This window comes from Pseudoalteromonas sp. SR41-1 (assembly GCF_014164015.1).
GTDB lineage: Bacteria > Pseudomonadota > Gammaproteobacteria > Enterobacterales > Alteromonadaceae > Pseudoalteromonas > Pseudoalteromonas distincta.
In genome coordinates this window covers 68245-91318 of sequence record NZ_JACJEK010000007.1, presented here as the reverse complement: position 1 = coordinate 91318, position 23074 = coordinate 68245, and the positions used below count along the sequence as shown (strand labels likewise).

The window sequence follows — 23074 nt, the reverse complement described above, 5'->3', positions numbered from 1 at the left end:
AATTAAAAATCGATTATAACTTTAAGACCATCCCTTTATTTTTCTATAAATGGTAGATGCACTAACCCCTAGATAAGCAGCAGCAAGAGGAATATTGTCTTCACAACTTTTAATTGCATTTTCAATCGCCCTTTTTTCAACTTGCCACAAAGGTTCTATATCGTGAACAGACATAGGCGATAATTGAACACTCTGCTCGTTTGTATTGTGAACTGACTTAGCGGATATCGAGTGCTTCACAGCCCCTAATCCAAATGAGCTTGGTAGCATGTCTTTTTCAATTACATCGCCATCATTAATAACAACGGTGTTTTCAATTACATTTTGTAGTTCGCGAATATTTCCTGGCCAATCGTAATTACAAAAAAGCGCCTTAACTTCATCAGAAAAACCAGTAAAATGCTTTGCATTATTATCGCTTTTTTGTTTCAAAATATACTCAGCAAGCAGTAATATATCGCCTCCGCGTTCTCTTAAAGGGGGGAGCTTTACGGGGATAACATTTAAACGGTAATATAAATCTTCTCTAAAACGCCCTTCTGCAACCTCTATGATAGGGTTTCTGTTTGTTGCACAGACTAAACGAACATCGCTGTGTAATACTTCACTACTACCCACCTTACTAAAAATGCCTGTTTGTAAAAAGCGTAATAACTTTGCTTGTAAGTTAAGTTCCATTTCACATAATTCATCTAAAAATAAGGTACCGCCGTTGGCCACTTCAACAGCCCCTTTTCGATCGCTTAATGCCCCACTAAACGCACCTTTAACATGACCAAAAAATTCTGATTCAAATAGCTCAGCAGGGATAGCTGCACAGTTTATGGCAATAAATGGTCCTGTATTTCTCGGGCTTGTATCATGAAGGGTTTGTGCGCAAACTTCTTTACCGGTTCCACTTTCACCTGTGATAAATACACACGCTTTACTTCTAGCTGCACTATCAAGTAATCTAAAAACGGTTTTCATTGCCAGTGATTCACCAACAAAATCTTGATTTTTATCTCTGTTTTTAACCAATGGTTGAACTTTAACTTGCTCTTTTGGCGTCAAGGCACTTTCTACTGAACTAATGAGTCGTTGACTTGTGAAAGGTTTTTCTAAAAAATCAAAACCGCCTAAACGCATTGCTTCCACTGCAATATCAATAGAGCTGTTTGAGGTGATCATGACTACATTAGCAGGATTTTTCTGCTTATTTACAAATTGTAATACCTCAAGCCCACTTATATCTGGCAAGCATACGTCTTGTACTATGACCGCTGGCATTTTTTCTTTAATACCTACTAAAGCAGAGTACCCATCTGTAAAGTGTTTGCATTGGAAACCAGCCTGCTCAAGCTGACTTGCATATAAAGCACCACTGGCAATGCTATCTTCAACAATATAAACAAGACCTTTATCAATTATATCTGACACAGCTTTCTCCTAGATAGCTATACTATTACTCATTATTTGATACGCATCTCGGGTTTTATCCAAGTTGTGTTTAATAACAAGCGCTGCGTGCAAGTTTTCTTGTGTAGTTGACGGTGGCGAATCGTGTAATTGTGTTGCTAACGCAGCTAAAGCAGATGCACCATATAAAGCTGCTGAATTTTTTAAGACATGCATTACTTCTTTAATTCTTATAGTATCTTCACTACTAATTGCCGTATCTAATTGGTTAGCCATAGTAACTAATTCATCAATAAATAATTTAATTAAACGAGCTAACACGGTTGTCCCAACATCCTTTTCGAGTTGAGTTAATACATTTAGCTCGGTAATACTTTTATCGACAAACTGCTCTGATATGGGCATAGATAACCTTTGTGTAAGTTAAAACTTCGTACACTAATAATATGTAAGAGTTGTAGTTTAAGAGTAATTTGTTTTTTGCATTTTGCAAATCAAAATGAATATAAACATTTACAAAGCCCAAGTATCAATACTTTTAGTTAACGTTTGCGGCTTATCTAGCAGGTACCCCTGAGCTATATCGCAACCAAGTTGTTCTAATATTTGTAATTGCTCATTCTCTTCAATACCTTCTGCTACCGTTTGTAAACCCAATCGTTGAGCCATCGCAATAATTGCGCTACATAACGTAAAGTCTTCATTATTAGTTGCAATACCACTTACAAAACTGCGATCAATTTTTAAACCATCAATATCAAATTGACGAAGTAAACCTAAAGAGGCATACCCAGTGCCAAAATCATCAATCCACACCTTTACGCCTTCTTTATGGAAGTTTTCAAACGCCTTAGCTATTTTATCAGGACTATGAATGAGCGCTGTTTCCGTTAATTCGACTTTAATAGCCTGTGGTGGTATTTGGTGCTTTTCTAGCAAAGACATTACTTTTGCAAACACATCACCATCTAAGATTTGTACCGGTGAAATATTTAATGAAACAGCAATATCTGTCATACCAAACTGCCGCATATGTTTTAAATCAGACAAACATTGCTCAAAAATCCAGTCACCTAATTCTAAAATCATTCCCGATTGCTCTACATGAGGGATAAACTCATCAGGGCCAACAATGCCAAAGCGCGGTGATTGGCACCTTACTAGCGACTCAAAGCCGACCAGCTTTCCAGATCCCAATGATAAAAGCGGTTGATAAACCATTTTAAAATAATTATTTTGCATTGAATCAGACATGATTCTCTCTAACTCATGCCATCTTGCTAGATTGACTGGTTTTTCCGATTCTAGGTATTTAAACGCACTCATGATTTTGCTCCGGTTTCACTCTTAGTGACTTATTATATTAAAGAGCAATTTACAGGCCATTTTAAATACAAAAAAACAGAAATAAAAACCAATATATTCAGGTAGTTAAATTAGAATATTAAATGGATTTACTTCTCCCATTTCATTCGCATTTTGCAATTCAGTTTGCAATGCAGCTACATTGGCAATGTGAGCGCTTAATCGAGCTTATAAAACACAGATAAGCCAGTTAATAGATACTGACCAAAGCTAATATTAGCAATTGTATATGAGAAAAGAGAAAGCTTTGATAAAACCCTGTTTAGGTTAAGCACCATCTAAATTTAAGAGAAAATAAATAATTTTATGGGGAGGGATAAAAAATTAAATTGGTGGTAGGAACATAAAAAAACGCAGGCAACTATAAATAGTTACCTGCGCAAAAGTCTCTAGTTTGAAAGAGTGTCGTTATTTTCGTTTTTAGAAGAAGTTACATGTTGTGCATAGTTGGTATTTTGCGAGTCAAACGTATTACTCATCAACTGAGCGTTTTCAACATCAGCTTGTGTAAAAGTAATTGGCTGAATATCTGCCAGCGGTTCAATCGAATCGTTACCTCGTAAAACTGTTATACCTATTACTAAAGTGGCAACAAGCAAAATTGACAAAACCATAATTTCAGGTGTTAGTACCCAATTGTTACCTTTAGGCTGTTGTTTGGCTTTTGTGTTTGTTTGCATATTGCACCCCTTAAAAATTTAACTAAATTCGTCTTGATTTGATATTTAATATATTGCGAAAGTCGTGCCAACCAGATAACAACTTTACAAAAAAGTAAAAACCTTACAAAATCATGTCGTTAAAATAAATTAAAGGTATGATTGAGTATTTAAATAAAGTTCATAACATTTTATTTTTATTTTGAATTGCAATTTGCGAATCAAATTAAAAAAAACACACTAAAAAACACTCATTAATTACTAAAAAATAAATTTAACTTACCCCTAAAATACTAGGTTAATTTCTCCGTTTATCAAGTTTTATGCAACACAAACCCACTTTTTATATTGTCTGTTGATCTTTGCGGATTAAAATTCGTTCAAACTACAGGCGGTTTAATCGCGGCGCGAGGTTTATAACCTAGCGGGATCGGTAACTGCTCCTGCGTTACCCTACTGACTTACATCGATGTAAGACCGAGCAAAGCTTCCGCGTTCTGCTCACGCCCCTTACCTACATCCATGTTGGCAACAAAGAGTAAATAGCCCTTAGGAAGAAACCTTTGGGCAGCGCCTGTTTGGCATTAATGCTACGTTATCGCCCATTTATGGAAAATAACCACACTGCATAGGCTCAACTTTGCCTAAATACCAAACACACTGCTACAAACTTAACCCTAAACGTTTAACAAACCCTAGCCTTCATTGCTCAACTCAGCTTTTCCCACACTTGCGCTAAACGAGAGAGCTTTAAATGTTTAGCTTCAATAACCTGCTCTGGGGCATATTTATCAAGTAATAAATAAAGTGTCTCACTTACAATTGGCTTAGCTAAATAGTCATTCATCCCCGCGTCTATAAATCGCTCTTTATCACCATGAATCGCATTTGCAGTGAGTGCTATTATGGGGGTGGTTATACCTAACTTTCTGATTGCTTTAGTTGCAGAAATCCCATCGAGTATTGGCATTTGGATATCCATAAAAATAATATCAATTTCATCGTTTTGCGCCTTTATTATTGCCTCTTGACCATCACTAACAATATGTACACGGCGACCTTTTTGTTCTAAAAACTGCCGAATTACAATTTGATTATTCGTATTATCTTCAGCAACTAATACCTTGGTTCCGCTTAACTGAGTTAACCCTAAGGGGCTTTCTAAAGTTTCTTTTTGCTCACGATTGGTAAATATAATATCCAAATGAAACAACTGCTCTTCTAATAAACTAATTGCCCGTAGTACATGGGATACTTTATAAGGGCCATTTAACCTAAGCTCTCTGTCGTTAATATTTTGCGGTAATAAGCTTTTACCTAGCAAATCTAGGATGAGTAAACACGGTGAATTAAGGGAGTTGTATGTATTTATACGCTCGCGTGTTTGGGCTAACATTTGAGGATCAGTTAGTACAATTGCATCAGGAAAACTATCGTACTTGGGTATATCTGGGCATACTTCGTAGTGTTCAAAAGTGATAGAAAACCGAGTGAGCGTATGCTCCAAGGCTGTTTTTAGAATTTCGTGACTTCCTACTATCCATACTTTTGGCTTTTTACTTCGTGCTGCAAACCCTTCTCTTAAAATTGAGTCAGTTGTGTCTATTTGCAGCGGGTAATTAACTATAAACTCGCTTCCTTTATTAAACTCAGAACTAACCGAAATATCTCCACCTACCACATCACAAATTTGCCTACATATCGCAAGCCCTAAGCCACTGCCACCATGCTTTCGAGTAATTGAATTATCGGATTGAATAAAAGGCATAAACATACTGTCAATTTTATTTTTTGCAATTCCCATACCCGTGTCTTTTACAGATATATAAAGGTTTAAATTATTACCTTCAATATGAGTGCACTTAACAGTAACCGTTATTACACCATGTTGAGTGAACTTAATCGCATTGGCTAATAAATTTATGACTATTTGTCTTATACGGGCATGATCACCAATTACTTGAGCTGGTACATCAGGATAAAAATCAAAAATAACCTCAAGCCCTTTTTGTAAAGCGCTTTGGGAAATTATATCTATTGCTTCTTCAATACACGTATCAATACTAAATGGCTGATTATTGAGTGTTATGGCTTGTGCTTCAAAACGTGAGTACGTTAATACATCGTCCAATACACTTAATAGCGCGTCAGAACTTGTTTTAATCATTTGTGTATAGCGCATTTGTTCAGAAGTTAAACCGGTATGATGCAAAATATCTGCAGATCCAATCACAGCATTTAATGGCGTGCGAATTTCATGACTAATATTTGCCATGAATCGGCTTTTTGACTCCGCTAGGGTTTCTGCCTGATGTTTAGCTTCAAGTAATATTTGCTCGCTTTCAATACGCTCTTGTATATCCACAAGTGTCGCAGCAATTGATGATAAATCACTTTCGTAGCCACCAACAATTGGAGTAAGTGTAATTTCGACCCAGTTATTTATACCTTGTGCATTAATTAAACGTATATCAAAGCGACGAATGTCACGCTTACCTTGTTTATAATCAAGTAAAGTGCTACTAATTTTTTCTACATCTTCTTTTGCTATAAACTTAATTATAGGTAAGCCAAGGCTCTCATCTACCTTGCTGTGTAGAACACGCTGCCATGCTTGATTTATAAATAATAGATTGCCAAATGTATCAAGGCGTAAAACAATATCAGGGATATTATCAACGACAGAGTGATAATTATATTCTATCTCTGCCATTGCTTGTTCGGCTTTAACTCGCTGCGTAATATTAGTTTCTATAGCGATAAAGTGCTTTACTTGGCCTTCATCATCTCGCACTGGGTTTGCATCAATAGCAACCCAATAAATATTACCGTTTTTATCGTAATTTGTAGTTTCAACTTGAAAAGGAAGTCCATTTTTTACGGCATGAGACATGACCTTACGGCTTTTTTCACATGTTTTTGGCCCTTGCAGTAAATGACCAGGACTGGTGCCTATAACCTCATCACAGGTGTAACCTGTAAGTACTTCAAAACTATTGTTAACCCACTCAATTACGCCAAATTTATCTGTAATTATCACTAAGTTATTTGTATGGCTCGCAACAAGCGATAAGCGTTTTACATATTTTTGCTGTTGTGTAAGCAAAAATTGTGAGTCTTTATGACGTTGAATGTCATAGAGTGAACCTATAAAACCGCTTTTTTCATCATAAACTAGCCTCAACTCAAACCAGTTTAAGAGTCCGTGACTATTTTTTATTTGTATTTCTACACTAGGAGTCTGCTTTCCTTCAAGCAAACAACAACTGTATGCAACAAAATGCATAATATCATCGCAATTCATTAACTTAGTAATATTAGAACCAATTAATGAATCGCTTGAGTAACCTAGTTTCTTCTCCCATGCTTCGTTAATATAGGTAAGATTTAAATGTTTATCACACTCAAAAATACATTCATCTAAAATAGCTAATAGCTTTGCTTGACGTCGATTACTATTGGAGAGCTTTTCGACCAATGCATATTGGATTTGCACTTGTAGTTCATCGTTGTTATCCATGCTCTCTCCAATGCTTAATAAAAGTTTTACTATCACAAACTCGCGCATAAAGAGGAAAAACCTCTTCACAGTAAAAAGTTTGTTCAAAAGGAGTGCGACTCGATGTACAGTCACTTAAAATAGTGACGTTAAAACCAAGTTCAACAGCCGTTCGCGCAGTTGAGTCAATACAAATAGAAGTCACCGTACCGGCTAAAATTACATTAGTGACACCATGTTCTTTGAGCTTTTGCGCTAGAGCAGTATGTGTAAAAGCATTTAAACCTCTTTTCCCAGGCACCACTTCTATAACATTGCTAAAAAAATCTAGCTGCTCAATGGTTTGAGCGCCGTACGAACCTGCTTTAAATGCGCCCACATCTGCAATAGCTTTTAATATGCCAATCGGATTTTTAAGCTCACTGTAGTTTTGTGTAAAATGAATGGGTGTATTAACAACTAGCGCAAAATGCTCTGCACAGGCGGCCAATAAAGAGAGTGTATTTTCTACCACGCCAGTAATTCTTGACGACTCTTCAACTACGTCATACAAAATACCTTTTGGTGAAAAGTAATCATTTTGAAAACCAATCAAAATAAGCGCTGTTTTAGAAAAGTCATGCATCATTGCCACCTTATTAACCAATTTAAGACGCTAATTGCCAAGGTTTAATAAACTTTTCAAGCACTGCTTTGGTCACTGGTTTTTGTAAATAGTGCGTAATACCTTTTTCAAATAACTCAGCTATCTGCTCATCCCCTGTTAGCCCAGTTAAAATAACTTTGGGTGTATCATTATTAGGGGTATTTTGACGCACCAATTGCTGTGCTACGTCACTGCCAAACATTCCTGGCATGCGCTCATCTAAGAGCAGTAAATCAAATGGTTCATTTTGAGCAAGCGTTAAAGCACTAGCGCCATTTTCTGCACATGTTACTAAGCAGCCCAGCATTTCGAGCATCACTTTTGTTGCAATTTGGCTTGGTAAGCTATCATCCGCCACTAATACAGATAAACGTGTTTGCGTATGAAATGTTGTTAAAATGGTAATGAGGTCAGTATCAAAAAATGGCCAACCTAATATTTTTTTAGATAGTTTATTCTCTTGGCTCAGCTCACTGATATCGCTAATAGTGCATAACTTTATGTGTCTATTTATGCTGTCACCATTTAGTTTATAAGTTAGCGCGTCACCACTAAGGTGACGTAAATCCTCAATCTGTACCGTTTCCTTAAAAGTGCTATTGAATAATTTAAAATTTAAGCCAAAGCGCTCATGGGTATTATCCGATGTTATTAAACAACTTTTAAATAACGCCTCACAATCAGTTAGAACATCTATATTTTGGCTAATATCAAGCGCCAAACTAACTGACTCTTTTGTTGCTAAAAGCCCATGAAAATCCAGCGTGTTTACTTGCTCAGAATCATCAATCTGGTAATGAAGGCTAACCCCTTGTATATTTGCTTCTAGGTTAAGTAAAAAGCTCTGCTTTACAGATGCTAGCGCTGGAATCAGAAATTCCTCGCATTGCGCAATCATTTGCTCAAGAGGAATTTGCAAACAAACGTAGTTACATTGCAACTTGTTAATTAAAGTAACTGAAAAATTTCGATTTTGGGTTTCACAATATTTACCGATTACCCCTTGGATAATTTCTAAAACGTGACTATTAATATTCATAAAGTATTCTCGTTAACCCAATGTATAGCTCTTAATCATCAAGTTATGTGCCACAAATTAGTTCTTGTAAACACACTTGCATTCATATACTTAAGTATTAGACAGACAGCGCTTTAGTTTCTAATTCGCATTTTGCAAATCATATTGCTATGCAATATATGATTTATAGTTTTTATTAGAATGGTGTAATCGATTTTTTTTGCTTTAAATAATTTTTCAATCATTTAAACTGATTTTATCAAATTGAGGAGAAAGCTATGTTAACTGTAATTTTTGGCCGTGAAGGTTGTCCATATTGTGTTCGTGCAAAAGATGTTGCGGAGCAACTATCAAATGAACGTGATGACTTTAAATTTCGCTACATCGATATAATTAAAGAAGGCATTAGTAAAGCCGACCTTGAAAAGTCAGCTGGTAAACCTTGCCCTACCGTTCCACAAATTTTTGTGGATCAAAATCACATCGGTGGATTTACAGAATTTGAAGCTTACGCAAAAGAAAACCTAGGCTTGTACAAATAAGCGTTGTATTAAATATGTTAACCAGTTTAATAAACCCCAAATCAAACTGGTTAAATTTCGACCAACATCAAACACATAGAAATTAGTTTCAATTTATACAAGCATTTGCCTCGCGAATCCTATATAATGCGCGCCTCTTTAAATTCGTTGAGGCGTATTAATGTCAGAACCAGTCACGTTTGAATCTCTAAATCTTTCTCCTGCAATTTTGAAGGCAGTTGAAGAGTTGGGTTACAAGACACCATCTGAAATCCAAGCTCAATGTATACCGTTATTGCTAGAAAGAAAGGACGTACTGGGACTAGCTCAAACGGGTACAGGTAAAACCGCAGCATTTGCACTGCCATTACTAAATAATATTGACCCGTCTGTGAAACAGCCACAGATCCTTGTACTCACACCAACACGTGAGCTTGCGATCCAAGTTGCTGAGGCATTCGAACAATATGCTAAACATGTTCGTGGTATTGAAGTTTTGGCACTCTATGGTGGCCAAAGCTACAGTATCCAATTAAGCGCACTTCGTCGTGGCGCTCAGGTTATTGTTGCGACTCCAGGTCGTTTAATCGATCACATTAACCGTGGCACTATCAAGTTTGATGCTCTACAAGCACTTGTACTTGATGAAGCCGATGAAATGTTACGTATGGGCTTTATCGATGATGTAGAAAGCATCATGGAAAAAACACCGCGCGAAAAGCAAACATGTCTTTTCTCTGCGACTATGCCTAAGCAAATTCAAAACATCAGCAGCAAGTATATGAATAACCCTGAACAGGTTCATATTTCTGCGCGTAACTCTACAGTATCATCTGTTGAGCAAGTGTTTTGGAATGCAAGCGTACATAAAAATAAAGCAATTGTTCGCTTCTTAGAAGCTGAGCAATATGAAGGTGCTATTGTTTTCGTACGTACGCGTAACGATACAGTACAACTTGCTGAGTTATTAGAGCGCGAAGGTTTCTCTGCTGCTCCACTTAACGGTGACATGAACCAGCAAGCACGTGAACGCACTGTAGATCGCTTAAAAAGTGGCATGCTAAACATTGTTATTGCAACAGATGTAGCGGCACGTGGTCTTGATGTTGACCGTTTAAGCTTAGTTATCAACTACGATATCCCACAAGATTCTGAAGCCTACGTTCACCGTATCGGCCGTACAGGTCGTGCTGGTCGTACTGGTAAAGCAATCTTATTCGTAAAACATAACGAACGTTATTTACTTAAAAATATCATTCGTCATACGAAGTCTGAAATTGCTCAAGTTGAATTACCTACAGCAAAAATTGTTGAAGAAAAACGTATCGAAGCGTTACAAGCAAAATTAACTATTGCGCTTGAAAACAAAGACATCACGTTCTTCAATGAAGTAGCTACTAACATGGCTGAAAAACTTGATCTTCCTCTTGAAAGCTTAGCGGGTGCGTTACTGTGTTTAGCACAGCAACAATCGCCAATTAAAGTTGAAGAAGTTAAGATTCAACCTCGTGAACGTAACGAGCGTAACGACCGCAATTCACGCAACGATCGTGGTGACCGTGGACGTCGTAACGAACGTGGCGGCGAACGTGGTGGTGAACGCGCTGAGCGTAAACCTCGCGAACGTAACAGCCGTGATGCAGGTCCTATGGATACTTACCGTATCGAAGTAGGTCGTGAACATGGTGTTCAGGTTAAAAATATTGTTGGCGCTATCGCTAACGAAGCTGACATCTCAAGCAAGTTTATTGGTGATATTCGTCTACACGACAATCACAGCACGGTTCAATTACCGCAAAACATGCCTAAAGATGTACTTGATCACTTCCAAAAAGTGTTTATTTGTAAACGCCCTATGGGCTTAACAATTACAACTGATCAAGGTCCTGCTGAACCACGTGGCGAACGCTCTGAGCGTCCAGCTGGTGATAAGAAACGCAGCTTTAATAAAGATGACGGCGCACGCGGTGATAAGCGCAGCGGTCCTCGAAAAGAACGTCGCCCTGTAAGCTTCACAGCTAAATAAGCAACGACTCTTTAATAAAAAAACCTTGCCACGAAAGTGACAAGGTTTTTTTGTTTTTAAGCTGCTGCTACAGTGAAAACAAAGTAAACTTTCGCGTCAATTCAATAGCGGCTTGAGATAGTTTTTTTAGCCTGAGTTCGGGTTGCTTAATGCCTATAAATACATTTCTCTGATTTTTAAAATAACAAAAATTCTGTAAACTAGACAAAGGCTATAGTTCACGGACGAATTAAAAATTGAAAAAGATTTACGACAACTTGCTCTTTGTAGCAATAGTACTCCCCATTTTATTATGCATCACTATACCTATTTTAATGGACTTTACAGATCCACCATTCATCTCAAATGAACTATACGACGCTGTTTTCTTTATAACCCTCCCTATTATCTGTTGTGCACTATTTATCTATTTAAATATACTTATATTCAATAAATATAAACGCTGCAGTAAATATAGAGAATCACTTAAATACAATTTCTCAGATACTAAAATAAAATTAGCATCCATTTTCATGTACCCATTATCCCCTTTATTAATCTTTGGAATACTCTATGTTTTTATCTCTGATCCTATTAAATTATGGGCTTACTACACACAAGGCGACTATTGGTATAAAGAATACATCCTGACCGATGTACAAGAGTGTGGCACTGAGTATGAAGATAGCTGTACTCGTTTATACTTCAAAGACCCTAAAACGAATAAGATTCATGATTTTAGGTGGTATGACGATAAGTCTACAATAATGAACAACAAAAATGATTATGTGTATATTGTTGGAGAGGCCAGCTTATTTGGCTATATAGTGAGAGATTTAGAAAGATAACTTAGACTTACTTTTACATTACAGGACTTTTATTTAAAAACCTCACTCAAGTGAGTGAGGTTCATAAAGGTTTAGGCTAAGGCAATGCTGGATAAATGTAGCTTGCATCTAAACCTAAAGGAATACCAAGTGCCCAATAACCTAATAAAAAGATACTCCAGCCAATCATAAAGGCAATTGAGTACGGCAGCATAATAGCAATTAAAGTGCCTATACCGGTGCCTTTGACATACTTTTGACAGTACACCACCACTAATGGGAAGTATGGCATTAACGGTGTAATAATATTAGAGCTTGAGTCACCTACACGATAAGCGGCTTGAGTTAAGTCTGGCGAAATGCCAAGTTGCATTAACATCGGTACAAAAATGGGGCCAAGTAACGCCCATTTTGCTGAACTTGAACCTACAAACAAGTTAACAAAGCCAGTTAAAAAGATAATGCCTACAACCGTTACTGCACTTGGCAATTCCATCGCCTTTAATAACTGCGCACCTTCAATTGCGAGCAGTGCACCTAAATTTGATTTACTAAATGCAGCAATAAATAGCGAACAGAAAAACGCCATGACGATATAATATGCCATGCCGCTCATCGCTTTACTCATAGCATCAATCATATCTTTTGAAGTATTAAAGGTACCTACCGTAAAACCATATACAGTGCCTGGGATCCAAAAAAGTAAAAATATTAGTGGTACAATTGATTGCATTAAAGGAGAGCTAAAATTAGTAAGGGATCCGTCACTACTGCGCATTGCAGAATCGTCTGGAGCAGAGACAAATGCTAATAACGCAAGTCCAGCAATCATCACGGTACTGGCTATATAAAAGGCACGTTTTTCATCACTACGTGCATCTTCAAATACAGGTAAATCCTCTTTAGCACCATCAACTGCTGTTTTTTGTAAACGTGGTTCAATAATTTTATCGGTAATGTACCAGCCTAATGCCACAATAAATAAGCTAGATGCTGAAGCAAATGCCCAGTTATTTAACGGGTTAATTGTTATTGCAGGATTAATTATTTGCGCCGCACTTTGGGTAAAGCTTTGTAGCAATGGGTCGATACCCGATGGAATAAAGTTAGCCCCAAAACCACCACTGACTCCTGCAAATGCAGCTGCAATACCCGCAAGCGGATGGCGTCCTGCTGCATAAAATATAACACCGGCAAGTGGAATAACTAATACATAACCTGCGTCAGTAGCGGTATGGCTCACAATGGCCACTAAAATGATTGAAGGCGTTAATAGCTTTTTAGGAGTAACTTTAAGCATTAACTTAAGGCCGGTATTAATAAATCCCGAATGCTCTGCAACACCGACACCTAACATAGCTACTAAAACGACACCTAAGGGAGCAAAGCCAGTAAAGGTTTTTACCATAGAGGATAAAAAAGTAGCGAGCGAATCACTTGCCAGCATATTATTAATAATAATCGCTTCACCGGTACGTGGGTCTATTGCATCAAAGCTCACGCCTGAAAACCACCACGACAAAAACCAAATTAATAACATTGCAAATAGAAATATTACGGCTGGATCTGGAAGCTTATTTCCTACTCGCTCAACAAAATTTAAAAAACGCGCTACAACCCCTGAAGGTAAAGCGTCTTGATTATTATTCATTTTTATTGTTCCTAAAATTTATTTTAGTAACAATATCGCATAAAAACAAAACAGTAAATTAACATGGGAATGTGCTTTAAAAGTTTTGGGCACAAAAAAACACGATAGTGATAAACAAATCGTGTTTTTTTGCCACTTAGGGTTAAGCAAGGGCTTTAACTTCATCCCACAAGCGTGCAACTAATGCCTTGTCTTCTTCGTTAAGCTCGCCGTTGCGATATGCTTTAACTAAGCTTTGCTCTACAGTTTCATTTAGCTCATCTATACTGATTGTCAGCTTTTCTACTTCGGCATAACCAACTGCAAGATCAAAATGACCTCGTAAATAGCCGCCAGCAAATAACTCATCGTCAGTTGCTTTTATTACTAAATCATCGAAGTACTGCTGGGCTGCATCGATATAGTTCACTAAACTCATTTATTAATCTCCTGGTTTTGCAAAGCACCTATATTTTCAATGTTCTGGTGCCCTACTGCATACATAATATGGTCGTTAAATCCGGTGGTTACTTTAATATAACCGGTTAATTCATCATCTAATTCGCCATCGCCTGTATCACAAATAAGGGGACGACCATTAAGCGCTTGTAGTTTTGTTTTTGTTGCTACTACAATAATATTTTCTTTGCCAATTGCACGTATAAGCGCAGGACTCAATTGCTGGTTACCACGGCCAAATATATGCCCTTGCCCGCCAATGAGCGTAATAACTAACTTAGTACTTTGCTCATGAGTAAGCTCAAATAGTTGCTTAGCCGTTAAATCTTGAGCAACTAAGGTTTGATCTTTTATTAAGTCAACACCAAGTAACGTATTCTCAAGCCCCATTTCTTCCATTATGGCTTCAACAGTTGAGCCGCTACCCATTATATAAAATGTGTCTTCATCCATTTGCGACACAACATGTGCTGCAATGTCGGCAAGTACGAGTTCGTCGGTTTCTTTACCGCCATTTTTAACCGCTTGCATATAGCGTACTTCGCTAGGTGTTTGCATTTCGCCGTAGCGTTTGGCTTTTACTGTGCCTTGCCTGAAAGCATCTTCATCTATATCCATTACATCTGCATCGGCTAAGGTAACTAACTCCCCCTTAACCAGCATTTCGACTACGCGCCCTGCAGCCTTTGGCGTGATAGCGTAAACACCAGAATGAATTTTACAACCTGCGGGAATACCAAGTACGGGAATGGTATCCTCTATTGCATGGCAAATGTTACGTGCTGTACCGTCGCCTCCGGCAAATAAGACTAAATCAACACCAGAGTTTTTAAGTATTTTTGCGGCTTGTTCTGTGTCATCTGGGGTTGTTATTGCAGAAGTGTTATATACAACCTCTACATTAAAGCCCAAAGCTTTTGCTGTTTGCTCACCCATGTCACCGTTAACAGTGTAAATGGTTAAGCGTTCTTTATAAGGTAATAGCACCTCAAGCGCTGCTTTTGTTCGGCTATTTGCTTTTGGCTCTGCGCCTAACTCTATTGCTTTTGCCGCTGTGTGTGCGCCATCACTGCCTTTTAAAGCGACTGTGCCACCTAAACCTGCTACAGGGTTTACAATTAAGCCTAATTTAAACGCCATTACAAAGCTCCTTTGGGTGTTGCCAATTAAATTGCTGCGCTGTTAATGGCCACGGTGTATTGTAAAAATCACAGAGTGCTTTTAAAAGTGACTCTGTACGAGAGTTAAAGCCATTTTCGATTAGCGATAATACCTGTGCATGTACTCGCTGCTGAAAATCAAACCGACACGTTTGCTCGCCGTTTAAGTTATCCACCGACACATTAAAATTAAACCCTGCTGCGGTGCTTAATAACCACTCTATAGCTTGGGGCTTTACTTCTACGTTTTCAAACTCAGCTTGTTTTTGTTTGTCGCGCCCGTCTGGGCAGTACCAGTAGCCGTAATCTTCTAATAACCGACGTGCATCACCGGCCACCAGCCAATGTGCTACTTCATGTAATGCACTGGCATAAAAACCATGCGCAAATACAACTTGGTGATATAGCACCTGCTCTGTTGCTGGTAAATACACAGGCTCACAATCGCCTTTTATCAGTCGTGTATTGTGACTTTGATAAAAAGTGCGCTCAAAAATTGAAATTAGATCAGCTATTTGATGCATAAAAATTGATTAATTCGTCTCGGTTACAGCGCCATATTAGCGCACTAAAAACGAGACGAATTGTACGGGCTTTTACAACTAAAGTAAAAATAAGGCGTGATAGTAAAATATAAGCGGATTAATCTTTCACTTTATTGATATTTTTAATAATACCTAAACAGTAAAGCGTATTGGCAAGTTCTTTACGCTGTGTTTTTTCACTTGAGGTTTTATTGGCTAAGCTAGTTAACATACCGTACCGTTTACGTAGAGTTAGTATATATCTGGCATGCTTACGGCATTCAAAACAACGTGTACAGTGTGAATCGACCCAAAAATCAAGTACCTCAAACCAATATTGCTGCTCTTGAGCAAAAAAAATAAATGCCTTAGAGCAACTTTCGCACTTCTCTTCAATATCAACATAAAGTGCCCGAGGGTCAATGGCATAGTTTTGCTTTTTTATATCTGCCAATATTACCGTATCAGGGAAGTATTTAAGCCTCGAGTAACGCCAGTGCGCATTCTCTATAGCTTCTATTGTCACTGAGGTATTGGTAGTTATCGGTTTATTGCCATACCTTGGGTGATTTAGATACATGAGCTGCCTAGTTTAAACTTATGATTTTAAGGCATAGAACATGCCATATGAAAAACAATAATTATAAAGGCGTTCCTGCTTCATCACACTCTACAATATCGGTTTCGGTTAATGCCTGAGTGATCCATACTTGTAATACTGGGCAACGCATAACAAAGTCACAATATTGTTGCGCCTCTGGCGATAACGTAATTTGATATGTTTTTAAACGCAATACAATAGGTACGTACATAGCATCAGCAATACTAAAGTCACCAAAAAACCACTCATTTGGAAACACATCTTGTTGCTGTGCAAATATCTCGTCTATACGGGCTATGTCTTTTAATGCTTCGCTCGATAGGTCTACTTTACGGGTAGCTCTTATATTCATTGGCATTTCACTGCGCAGCGCCATAAAGCCTGAATGCATTTCAGCGCTTAGCGCACGCGCTTTAGCTCTTTGGGTAATATATTTTGGCCATGCAGCGCCCGATAAGTAAGCATCGTTAATATATTCACAAATTGCTAGTGAATCCCAAACCTGTAAATCACCATCGATTAACGCTGGAACTTTTTGCACAGCAAAGGTCTTTTTTAGTTCATTGTAAAAATTAGGGGTGTCGAGTACCAGCTGGGTTTCACTAAACTCAACGTCAAACCTACTCATTAAATACCATGCGCGTAATGACCAGCTGGAGTAGTTTTTATTACCGATGAATAATTGCATATTGTAAATACCAAAGTGAATAGACGCTCCTACCTTACTAGGTGATTAAACAACCAACAACATTTTGTTTAAAGTCTCTTTGCTAACTGTTACTTAAAGCTATTAATTACTCACTTAACTGCTTGTTTAAATGTTTTTTTAATAGTTGTGTATTACGCGTATTAGCTTTAAAAAACGCATCAAATATATCGCCAAAAAATGGCACTAAGCCGCCCACAAAATCTATGAGCATATTAATGATCATCTTAGTCTTTATACGTTTACTCACACCTAAACGCTGCGCTTCTATAAGCACATAGCTTGATAAAATTAGCCCTGCGGCATCACCTATTACAGGGATTAAACCAATCACAGCCTCCAAACCTATATTAAATTTAGTAAAAGGAATACCAATGCTGCTATCCGTTAACTTACTGAAACGTTCTAAGCGGGCTATTGCAGCTTGGGCTTTTATTTGTGAGTGTTCATTAATATTATCGTTCATGATTACTACCCTCCTTCTTGCAGTATATAGGGCTTACTTGAACAACTCCTGAAAGGCTCGTAACTAAATTACAGACATAAAAAAACGCGGTAATCCGCGTTTTTATAATTATAAACACTTACACTGAGCCGTTAATTGGCCCGTGTTGATGATTTACATGCGGATTTTGTCCGCGTTGACGCAGTAAGTGGTCCATTAAGGTAATGGCCATCATTGCCTCAGCAATCGGGATTGCACGAATACCCACACACGGATCGTGACGACCTTTAGTGATCATCTCAACCGCTTCGTTGCTTGTATTAATGCTGTTACCTGGAATAGTAATGCTCGACGTTGGCTTAAGCGCAATAGAAGCAATAATATCTTGCCCTGTCGAAATACCCGCAAGTACGCCACCTGCATGATTTGATGTAAAACCCTCAGGGGTTAGTTCATCACGATGCTCAGAGCCTTTTTGCTCAACTACGTCAAAGCCATCACCAATTTCAACGCCTTTAACAGCGTTAATACTCATTAATGAATGTGCAAGTTCGGCGTCAAGACGGTCAAATACTGGCTCTCCAAGACCAACTGGTACATTGCTTGCCACTACTTTTACTTTAGCGCCAACTGAGTCACCTTGCTTTTTAAGGTCACGCATATATTCGTCAAGCGCTTCAAGCTTACTTGCATCAGGGAAGAAGAATAAGTTATTTTCCACTTCATCCCAGTCAAACGTTTCCGCCTTAATAGGGCCAAGCTGACTTAAACATGCTTTAACTTCAATCCCATGAAATTGCTTTAAGTATTTTTTAGCAATAGCACCTGCCGCTACGCGAATCGCGGTTTCGCGTGCAGATGAACGACCGCCACCGCGATAATCGCGCAAGCCGTACTTATGCCAATACGTGTAATCGCCATGACCTGGGCGAAATACATCTTTAATTTTGCCGTAATCTTGCGAGCGTTGATCGGTATTTTCAATCAATAAACCAATGCTGGTACCTGTGGTTTTACCTTCAAAAACGCCTGCTAATATTTTTATTTGATCGCTTTCACGGCGCTGCGTTGTATAACGGCTTTGGCCTGGTTTTCGGCGATCTAAATCAATTTGTAAGTCGGCCTCTGTGATTTCAAGACCTGCGGGAGTACCATCAACAACGCCGCCTAATGCAACGCCGTGGCTCTCACCAAAGGTGGACACTTTAAATAACTGCCCAATGCTATTACCTGCCATTAACTTTCCTCATTCCTAATGACTACCAATAGCCAAGCACAGGGCTTGGCTATTCATTTTTTACTTATTTTGCAAAATACTCATCTAGCTGCTTTTTGCTAATTACAAATACACCTAAGCCGCCTTGTTCAAATTCAATCCATTCAAACGGCGCGCCCGGATAAAGTGCATCCATATGTACCATAGAGTTACCAACTTCTACAAATAACAAACCGTTATCAGTTAGGTGTTCACTCGCTTCACTTAAAATAGTACGGGTTACATCTAAACCATCGTGGCCTGATGCAAGCCCAAGCTCTGGCTCATGATGAAATTCGCGTGGCAGGTCAGCCATATCTTCTGCATCAACATACGGTGGGTTTGCAACTATTAGGTCGTATTTTTGACCTGGTACACCGCTAAATACATCAGACTGAATCGGTAACACGCGATCACTTAACATGTAATCGTTAATGTTAATGTCTGTCACTTCAAGCGCTTCATACGATATATCTACCGCATCAACTTGTGCTTCCTCAAAAGCTTGAGCAAGTGCAATTGCGATACAACCCGACCCCGTACATAAATCTAATATGCGGTTAACCGATTGTGGCTCTTCAAGCCAGGGTGTAAAGCGGTTACTAATAAGCTCAGCAAACGGTGAGCGAGGTATAAGTACACGTTCATCCACATAAAATGGCATACCCGCAAACCATGCAATATTTGTTAAGTAAGGTACTGGTGTGCAGTCGTTAATACGTTCTGCAATAAGACCCGCAAGTCGGTTTTTTTCTGTGCTTGTTAAACGCGCGTGCATTAATTCTTTTGGCGCATCAACAGGCAAGCTAAGCGCAGGCAGTAATAAGCTTACAGCTTCATCCCATGCGTTATCTGTACCGTGTCCAAAAAATATACTACTACTTGCAAATTGGCTTGTAGTCCAACGTAACCAGTCATGTAAAGTTGACAGTTCTGCAACGGCTTCTTCGAGTGTTGCTTCTTCTATTTGTAAATCGCTCATATATTTTTACCTGTATTAGCTTACTGACTGTTTTGAGTCTTTAAGACGATTGCATTGCCTATCTGCGCTGGGCAAATTACAATTGCCCCTCATTTAAGTATTGTACCGCCTTTTGCGCTGCGTTTTTACGTTTTTTTGTTTAGGTAATAGTTATGAAAAAAGACACTCCATCACATTCGTCCCTAAGCAATGACGACATAAGCTTATTTCGTCAAACGATCACAGGCGCCAAAGTATTTAAACAAGATACTCATCGTTTTGATACAAAGCCTAAGGTGTCACAAGCTAAGCAATTTGCCCAGCAAAAAAAGCAGGCTCAATCTGAATTTTTCTTCTCAGACGTTTATATTCCCGATATAGACACCCACGGCACGGTTAAATATGTAAAACCTGGCCAAGATACTTTCCTAGCTAAACAGCTTCGCCGTGGTGACTTTGCACCCGATTTGACGCTAGATTTACATGGCTTAAATAAAGAACTTGCTAAAGACGAACTCGCTGGACTCATTCACGAATGTAAAAAGCAGCATTATTATTGTGCATGTGTAGTGCACGGTATTGGTGGCGGCGTACTAAAGCACAAAGTGCCTCAGTACTTAGTACAGCACCCTGACGTAATAGCGATGCACCAAGCCCCTCTCGAATATGGTGGAAGAGGCGCTGTACTTATTTTAATTAATTTACCGCAAAGTGATGAATTTAGACGCTAACTTTAGCCATTACTAGGATGTAACTACGTGCATATTTTTTCAATTATTTTTCCGCTCATTTTTATTGTGGCACTGGGTTATAGCTGTTGCCGATTAAAATTTTTCGACAAGCAGCATATCGCAGGCCTGAGTAAGTTTACTTTTTATATTAGTTTGCCTGCTTTTTTATTATTAAATATGTCGCAAATTAACTTACAGCAAAGTATTAGCCTTTTTGCATTTTTGAGCTTTTACATACCTGTTTTGAGTGTATTTGGGGTGGGTATATTAATTGATCGCTTTTATTTAAGTAAAAAACATTTAAAAAACTACCAACAACACGGTGTATTTGGACTTGCTTCTAGCTATTCAAATATGGTGTTAGTGGGTATTCCTATTGTTATTGCCTCGCTTGGCAAAGAAATGATAGCCATTGCATTTATGATCATTACTTTTCATAGCACATTGTTATTTGCACTTACATTTTTAATAGGCGCTAAAGGTAGCAGCGATAAATTTTCGTGGTCGCACTTTGGTAAAAGTATGGTACTAAATCCTATTGTACTGAGTATTGGGTGCGGGCTTATATTAAACATATTAGGAGTTACACTGTTTAGCGACTTAGCAAATAGTTTGGAGCTATTAGCTAAACCAGCAATTGCCTGTGCGCTATTTGTACTTGGAGCAAATTTAGCTTTTTATAAAATAGCTGCAAATTGGCAACCGGCGTTAATAGCATCAATTTTAAAAATATTTTTATTGCCTGCATTAGTTTTATTGGTAGGCACTTATGTATTTAAGCTAGACACGCAAATACTTAGTGTATTGGTACTTTTAAGTGCGTCCCCTGTTGGCGTAAATGCTTATCTTATTGCGACTCAAATAAAGCAACATGAAGCTACTCTTGCTGGGGCTGTCGTACTTTCTACTATCTTAAGTGTTATTAGCTTTACGTTTTGGCTAGCTTTACTACTTTAGCTTACAAACCGCCGGCTACATCAACAAAGCTACCCGTTGTAAAAGAAGCGTGCTCTGAAGCTAAAAAGTAAATTGCTACAGCAACTTCCTCGGGTGTACCGCCTCTGCCAAGGGGTAATTTACTTTTAAGACGATCGACTCGATTTTTTTCACCGCCATCGCTATGCATATCAGTGTAAATAAGCCCAGGTCTAACCGAGTTAACTCGAATACCTTTACTTGCCACCTCTTTTGCCAAGCCAATAGTAAATGTGTCCATTGCACCTTTAGATGCTGCATAATCAATGTACTCATTAGGAGAGCCCGTTTTAGCGGCCCCCGATGAAACATTAACAATACTACCGCCATTTCCCATTCGCTTTATTGCCTCACGGCTACATAAAAAAGCACTGGTAATATTTGTAGTCAAAACTTCGTTTATGCGCTCAGCACTCATTTCTAACAAGGGCATTTGTGGTTTTAAAATACCGGCGTTATTTATTAGTACATCAAGTTGACCAAAGACTTTATCTATATGCATAAATAAAGCTAAAACGTCAGCCTCTAGTGACACGTCACCTTGAATTACTTCAGCCTCAACTCCTAATTGCTTTACTTTTTCTGCCACCAATATTGCACTAGCTAAATCTGCTTTATAATTAATGCAAACATTATAACCGTGCTTTGCAAAATATAGTGCGGTAGCTGCGCCAATACCTCGGCTAGAGCCTGTGATAAGTACAACGGGGGAGCGATTCATTAAAGCTATTATTCTTTTAAAGCTGCGACTACTGAAATTTCAACAAGTAGTGCTTCACGTGCCATTTTAGCTTCCACACAGGCACGTGCTGGTGCATAACCCTCGGGTACCCATGCATCCCATACTGCATTCATATCAGCAAAGTATTCCATGCTCTTTACATAAATAGTCGCGCTAAGCATATGTTCTTTTGAACTCCCTGCTTCATCAAGCAGCGCCTCTACTTTATCAAGCATAGTTTGAGTTTGCTCTTTAATACCTTTTTGCGCGTCGGCGCATACCTGCCCACATAAATAAACAGTGCCGTTGTGTTTTACTATGCGGCTCATGCGCGCACCTGTTTGTAAGCGTTCTATCGTCATAATACTTTTCTCAATTATTTAAAGGTTTTCTGGGGCATTTATACTTATATAACTACTACGCTGGGTTTGCTCATCATAACTAATAACAGCAACAGCACCTGTATTAAAAATTGGCATATTACCAGGGCTTAATTGATCCACTAAATAACTTACAATAGGCATGTGTGCCACTATAAGCCATGTGTTGCATTGGGGATGAGTAGCAATAAGCGTTTCAAGATAGTCAGCAGCAATTTGAGGTTTGCCTTCGGGGATAATATCGGATGTGGTTTCGCTAAATTTAAATACGTTATTTTTAGCCACACCTGCAGCTGTTTGCTGTGCACGAATGTAAGGACTAACTAACAGTGCATCAGGGCAATGTGCTTTACTGAGCCAAAGGCCCATTTTTTCAGCTTCATCGTGCCCTGCTTGGGTTAAATTTCTACCTGCATCATCAGCCTGCATGGGTGTTGCTTCGCCGTGGCGCATTATTAGGATTGTTTTCATAAAAAATCAACCGATTAAAGAATATAAAACAGTAGCCAGTTTGCCCATTTGTCAGCTATATTAACAACATAAATCTATTTATTTCTAAATAATTCTTTCATGAGATTCAGGTAAATC

24 protein-coding genes are annotated in these 23074 nt (G+C 38.4%); 5 read left to right on the top strand and 19 right to left on the bottom strand.

Annotation, left to right across the window (positions count from 1 at the left end; translation table 11 throughout):
- Positions 1–21 precede the first annotated feature (21 nt).
- From H5118_RS07695 to H5118_RS07665, 7 genes are all read right to left on the bottom strand, one after another.
- Positions 22–1419 carry a sigma-54 dependent transcriptional regulator gene (locus tag H5118_RS07695; protein ID WP_084324654.1) on the bottom strand — a complete coding sequence of 466 codons (1398 nt, stop codon included), beginning with the start codon at positions 1417–1419 and terminating at the stop codon, positions 22–24.
- Positions 1420–1428: 9 nt separating this feature from the next.
- On the bottom strand, positions 1429–1803 hold the full coding sequence (locus tag H5118_RS07690; protein WP_182736014.1) for an Hpt domain-containing protein: 375 nt from the start codon (positions 1801–1803) through the stop codon (positions 1429–1431).
- A gap of 108 nt (positions 1804–1911) precedes the next feature.
- Positions 1912–2652, bottom strand: a complete 741-nt coding sequence (locus tag H5118_RS07685; protein ID WP_182748413.1) for a bifunctional diguanylate cyclase/phosphodiesterase — start codon at positions 2650–2652, stop codon at positions 1912–1914.
- Positions 2653–3152: 500 nt separating this feature from the next.
- Positions 3153–3443 (bottom strand): hypothetical protein, encoded by a 291-nt coding sequence (locus H5118_RS07680; RefSeq protein ID WP_182694241.1) that lies wholly within the window; start codon positions 3441–3443, stop codon positions 3153–3155.
- Between the two features lie 688 nt (positions 3444–4131).
- Positions 4132–6942 (bottom strand): PAS domain-containing hybrid sensor histidine kinase/response regulator, encoded by a 2811-nt coding sequence (locus H5118_RS07675; RefSeq protein ID WP_182748411.1) that lies wholly within the window; start codon positions 6940–6942, stop codon positions 4132–4134.
- Positions 6935–7546: an isochorismatase family cysteine hydrolase gene (locus tag H5118_RS07670; RefSeq protein ID WP_182748409.1), complete on the bottom strand. Its 612-nt coding sequence runs from the start codon at positions 7544–7546 to the stop codon at positions 6935–6937. Before H5118_RS07670 ends, H5118_RS07675 begins: the two co-directional genes overlap by 8 nt.
- A 22-nt stretch (positions 7547–7568) precedes the next feature.
- Complete coding sequence (locus H5118_RS07665; RefSeq protein WP_259397919.1) at positions 7569–8606, bottom strand: response regulator; 1038 nt, start codon at positions 8604–8606, stop codon at positions 7569–7571.
- A 257-nt stretch (positions 8607–8863) separates the two neighbouring features.
- Between H5118_RS07665 and H5118_RS07660 the strand changes: the two genes are divergently transcribed.
- From H5118_RS07660 to H5118_RS07650, 3 genes are all read left to right on the top strand, one after another.
- Entirely contained in the window at positions 8864–9127 is a 264-nt protein-coding gene (locus tag H5118_RS07660; RefSeq protein WP_024595981.1) for a GrxA family glutaredoxin, read from the top strand.
- 160 nt (positions 9128–9287) lie between these two features.
- A complete protein-coding gene (locus H5118_RS07655) occupies positions 9288–11132 on the top strand; it encodes a DEAD/DEAH box helicase (RefSeq protein ID WP_024606656.1) in 1845 nt (614 codons plus the stop codon).
- 236 nt (positions 11133–11368) lie between these two features.
- Entirely contained in the window at positions 11369–11959 is a 591-nt protein-coding gene (locus H5118_RS07650) for a membrane protein (RefSeq protein ID WP_024596511.1), read from the top strand.
- Between the two features lie 76 nt (positions 11960–12035).
- Here H5118_RS07650 and H5118_RS07645 read toward each other — a convergent pair whose 3' ends face one another.
- The 9 genes from H5118_RS07645 to prmB form a co-directional block, all read right to left on the bottom strand.
- Positions 12036–13589 carry an AbgT family transporter gene (locus H5118_RS07645; protein ID WP_182693393.1) on the bottom strand — a complete coding sequence of 518 codons (1554 nt, stop codon included), beginning with the start codon at positions 13587–13589 and terminating at the stop codon, positions 12036–12038.
- A gap of 142 nt (positions 13590–13731) precedes the next feature.
- Positions 13732–14007, bottom strand: coding sequence for a YfcL family protein (locus H5118_RS07640; protein WP_024596509.1), 276 nt, complete (start codon positions 14005–14007; stop codon positions 13732–13734).
- Complete coding sequence (locus H5118_RS07635; protein ID WP_182748407.1) at positions 14004–15167, bottom strand: ATP-NAD kinase family protein; 1164 nt, start codon at positions 15165–15167, stop codon at positions 14004–14006. The genes H5118_RS07640 and H5118_RS07635 overlap by 4 nt, the downstream gene beginning before the upstream one ends.
- Positions 15157–15711, bottom strand: a complete 555-nt coding sequence (locus tag H5118_RS07630; protein WP_182748405.1) for an elongation factor P hydroxylase — start codon at positions 15709–15711, stop codon at positions 15157–15159. The genes H5118_RS07635 and H5118_RS07630 overlap by 11 nt, the downstream gene beginning before the upstream one ends.
- 118 nt (positions 15712–15829) lie before the next feature.
- Positions 15830–16291 carry a zinc-ribbon domain containing protein gene (locus H5118_RS07625; protein ID WP_182724571.1) on the bottom strand — a complete coding sequence of 154 codons (462 nt, stop codon included), beginning with the start codon at positions 16289–16291 and terminating at the stop codon, positions 15830–15832.
- A 61-nt stretch (positions 16292–16352) separates the two neighbouring features.
- Complete coding sequence (locus tag H5118_RS07620; protein ID WP_182724570.1) at positions 16353–17000, bottom strand: glutathione S-transferase family protein; 648 nt, start codon at positions 16998–17000, stop codon at positions 16353–16355.
- 106 nt (positions 17001–17106) lie between these two features.
- Positions 17107–17484: a DUF4112 domain-containing protein gene (locus tag H5118_RS07615; protein WP_024591638.1), complete on the bottom strand. Its 378-nt coding sequence runs from the start codon at positions 17482–17484 to the stop codon at positions 17107–17109.
- A 118-nt stretch (positions 17485–17602) separates the two neighbouring features.
- Positions 17603–18700 carry a chorismate synthase gene (aroC, locus tag H5118_RS07610; protein ID WP_002962170.1) on the bottom strand — a complete coding sequence of 366 codons (1098 nt, stop codon included), beginning with the start codon at positions 18698–18700 and terminating at the stop codon, positions 17603–17605.
- A 64-nt stretch (positions 18701–18764) separates the two neighbouring features.
- Complete coding sequence (gene prmB, locus H5118_RS07605) at positions 18765–19700, bottom strand: 50S ribosomal protein L3 N(5)-glutamine methyltransferase (protein WP_007580615.1); 936 nt, start codon at positions 19698–19700, stop codon at positions 18765–18767.
- 152 nt (positions 19701–19852) lie between these two features.
- Between prmB and smrB the strand changes: the two genes are divergently transcribed.
- Both smrB and H5118_RS07595 read left to right on the top strand, forming a co-directional pair.
- Positions 19853–20410: an endonuclease SmrB gene (gene smrB / locus H5118_RS07600; protein WP_007377742.1), complete on the top strand. Its 558-nt coding sequence runs from the start codon at positions 19853–19855 to the stop codon at positions 20408–20410.
- 27 nt (positions 20411–20437) lie between these two features.
- Positions 20438–21367 (top strand): AEC family transporter, encoded by a 930-nt coding sequence (locus H5118_RS07595; protein WP_182721231.1) that lies wholly within the window; start codon positions 20438–20440, stop codon positions 21365–21367.
- Between the two features lies 1 nt (position 21368).
- Here the strand turns inward: H5118_RS07595 and H5118_RS07590 are convergent, their stop codons facing one another.
- From H5118_RS07590 to sixA, 3 genes are read right to left on the bottom strand one after another with little or no spacing between them, the layout of a single operon-like run.
- Entirely contained in the window at positions 21369–22106 is a 738-nt protein-coding gene (locus H5118_RS07590; RefSeq protein WP_182748403.1) for an SDR family oxidoreductase, read from the bottom strand.
- A gap of 8 nt (positions 22107–22114) precedes the next feature.
- Entirely contained in the window at positions 22115–22468 is a 354-nt protein-coding gene (locus tag H5118_RS07585) for a RidA family protein (RefSeq protein WP_165743672.1), read from the bottom strand.
- Between the two features lie 18 nt (positions 22469–22486).
- Complete coding sequence (gene sixA, locus H5118_RS07580; RefSeq protein WP_024593905.1) at positions 22487–22957, bottom strand: phosphohistidine phosphatase SixA; 471 nt, start codon at positions 22955–22957, stop codon at positions 22487–22489.
- Between the last annotated feature and the right edge of the window lie 117 nt (positions 22958–23074).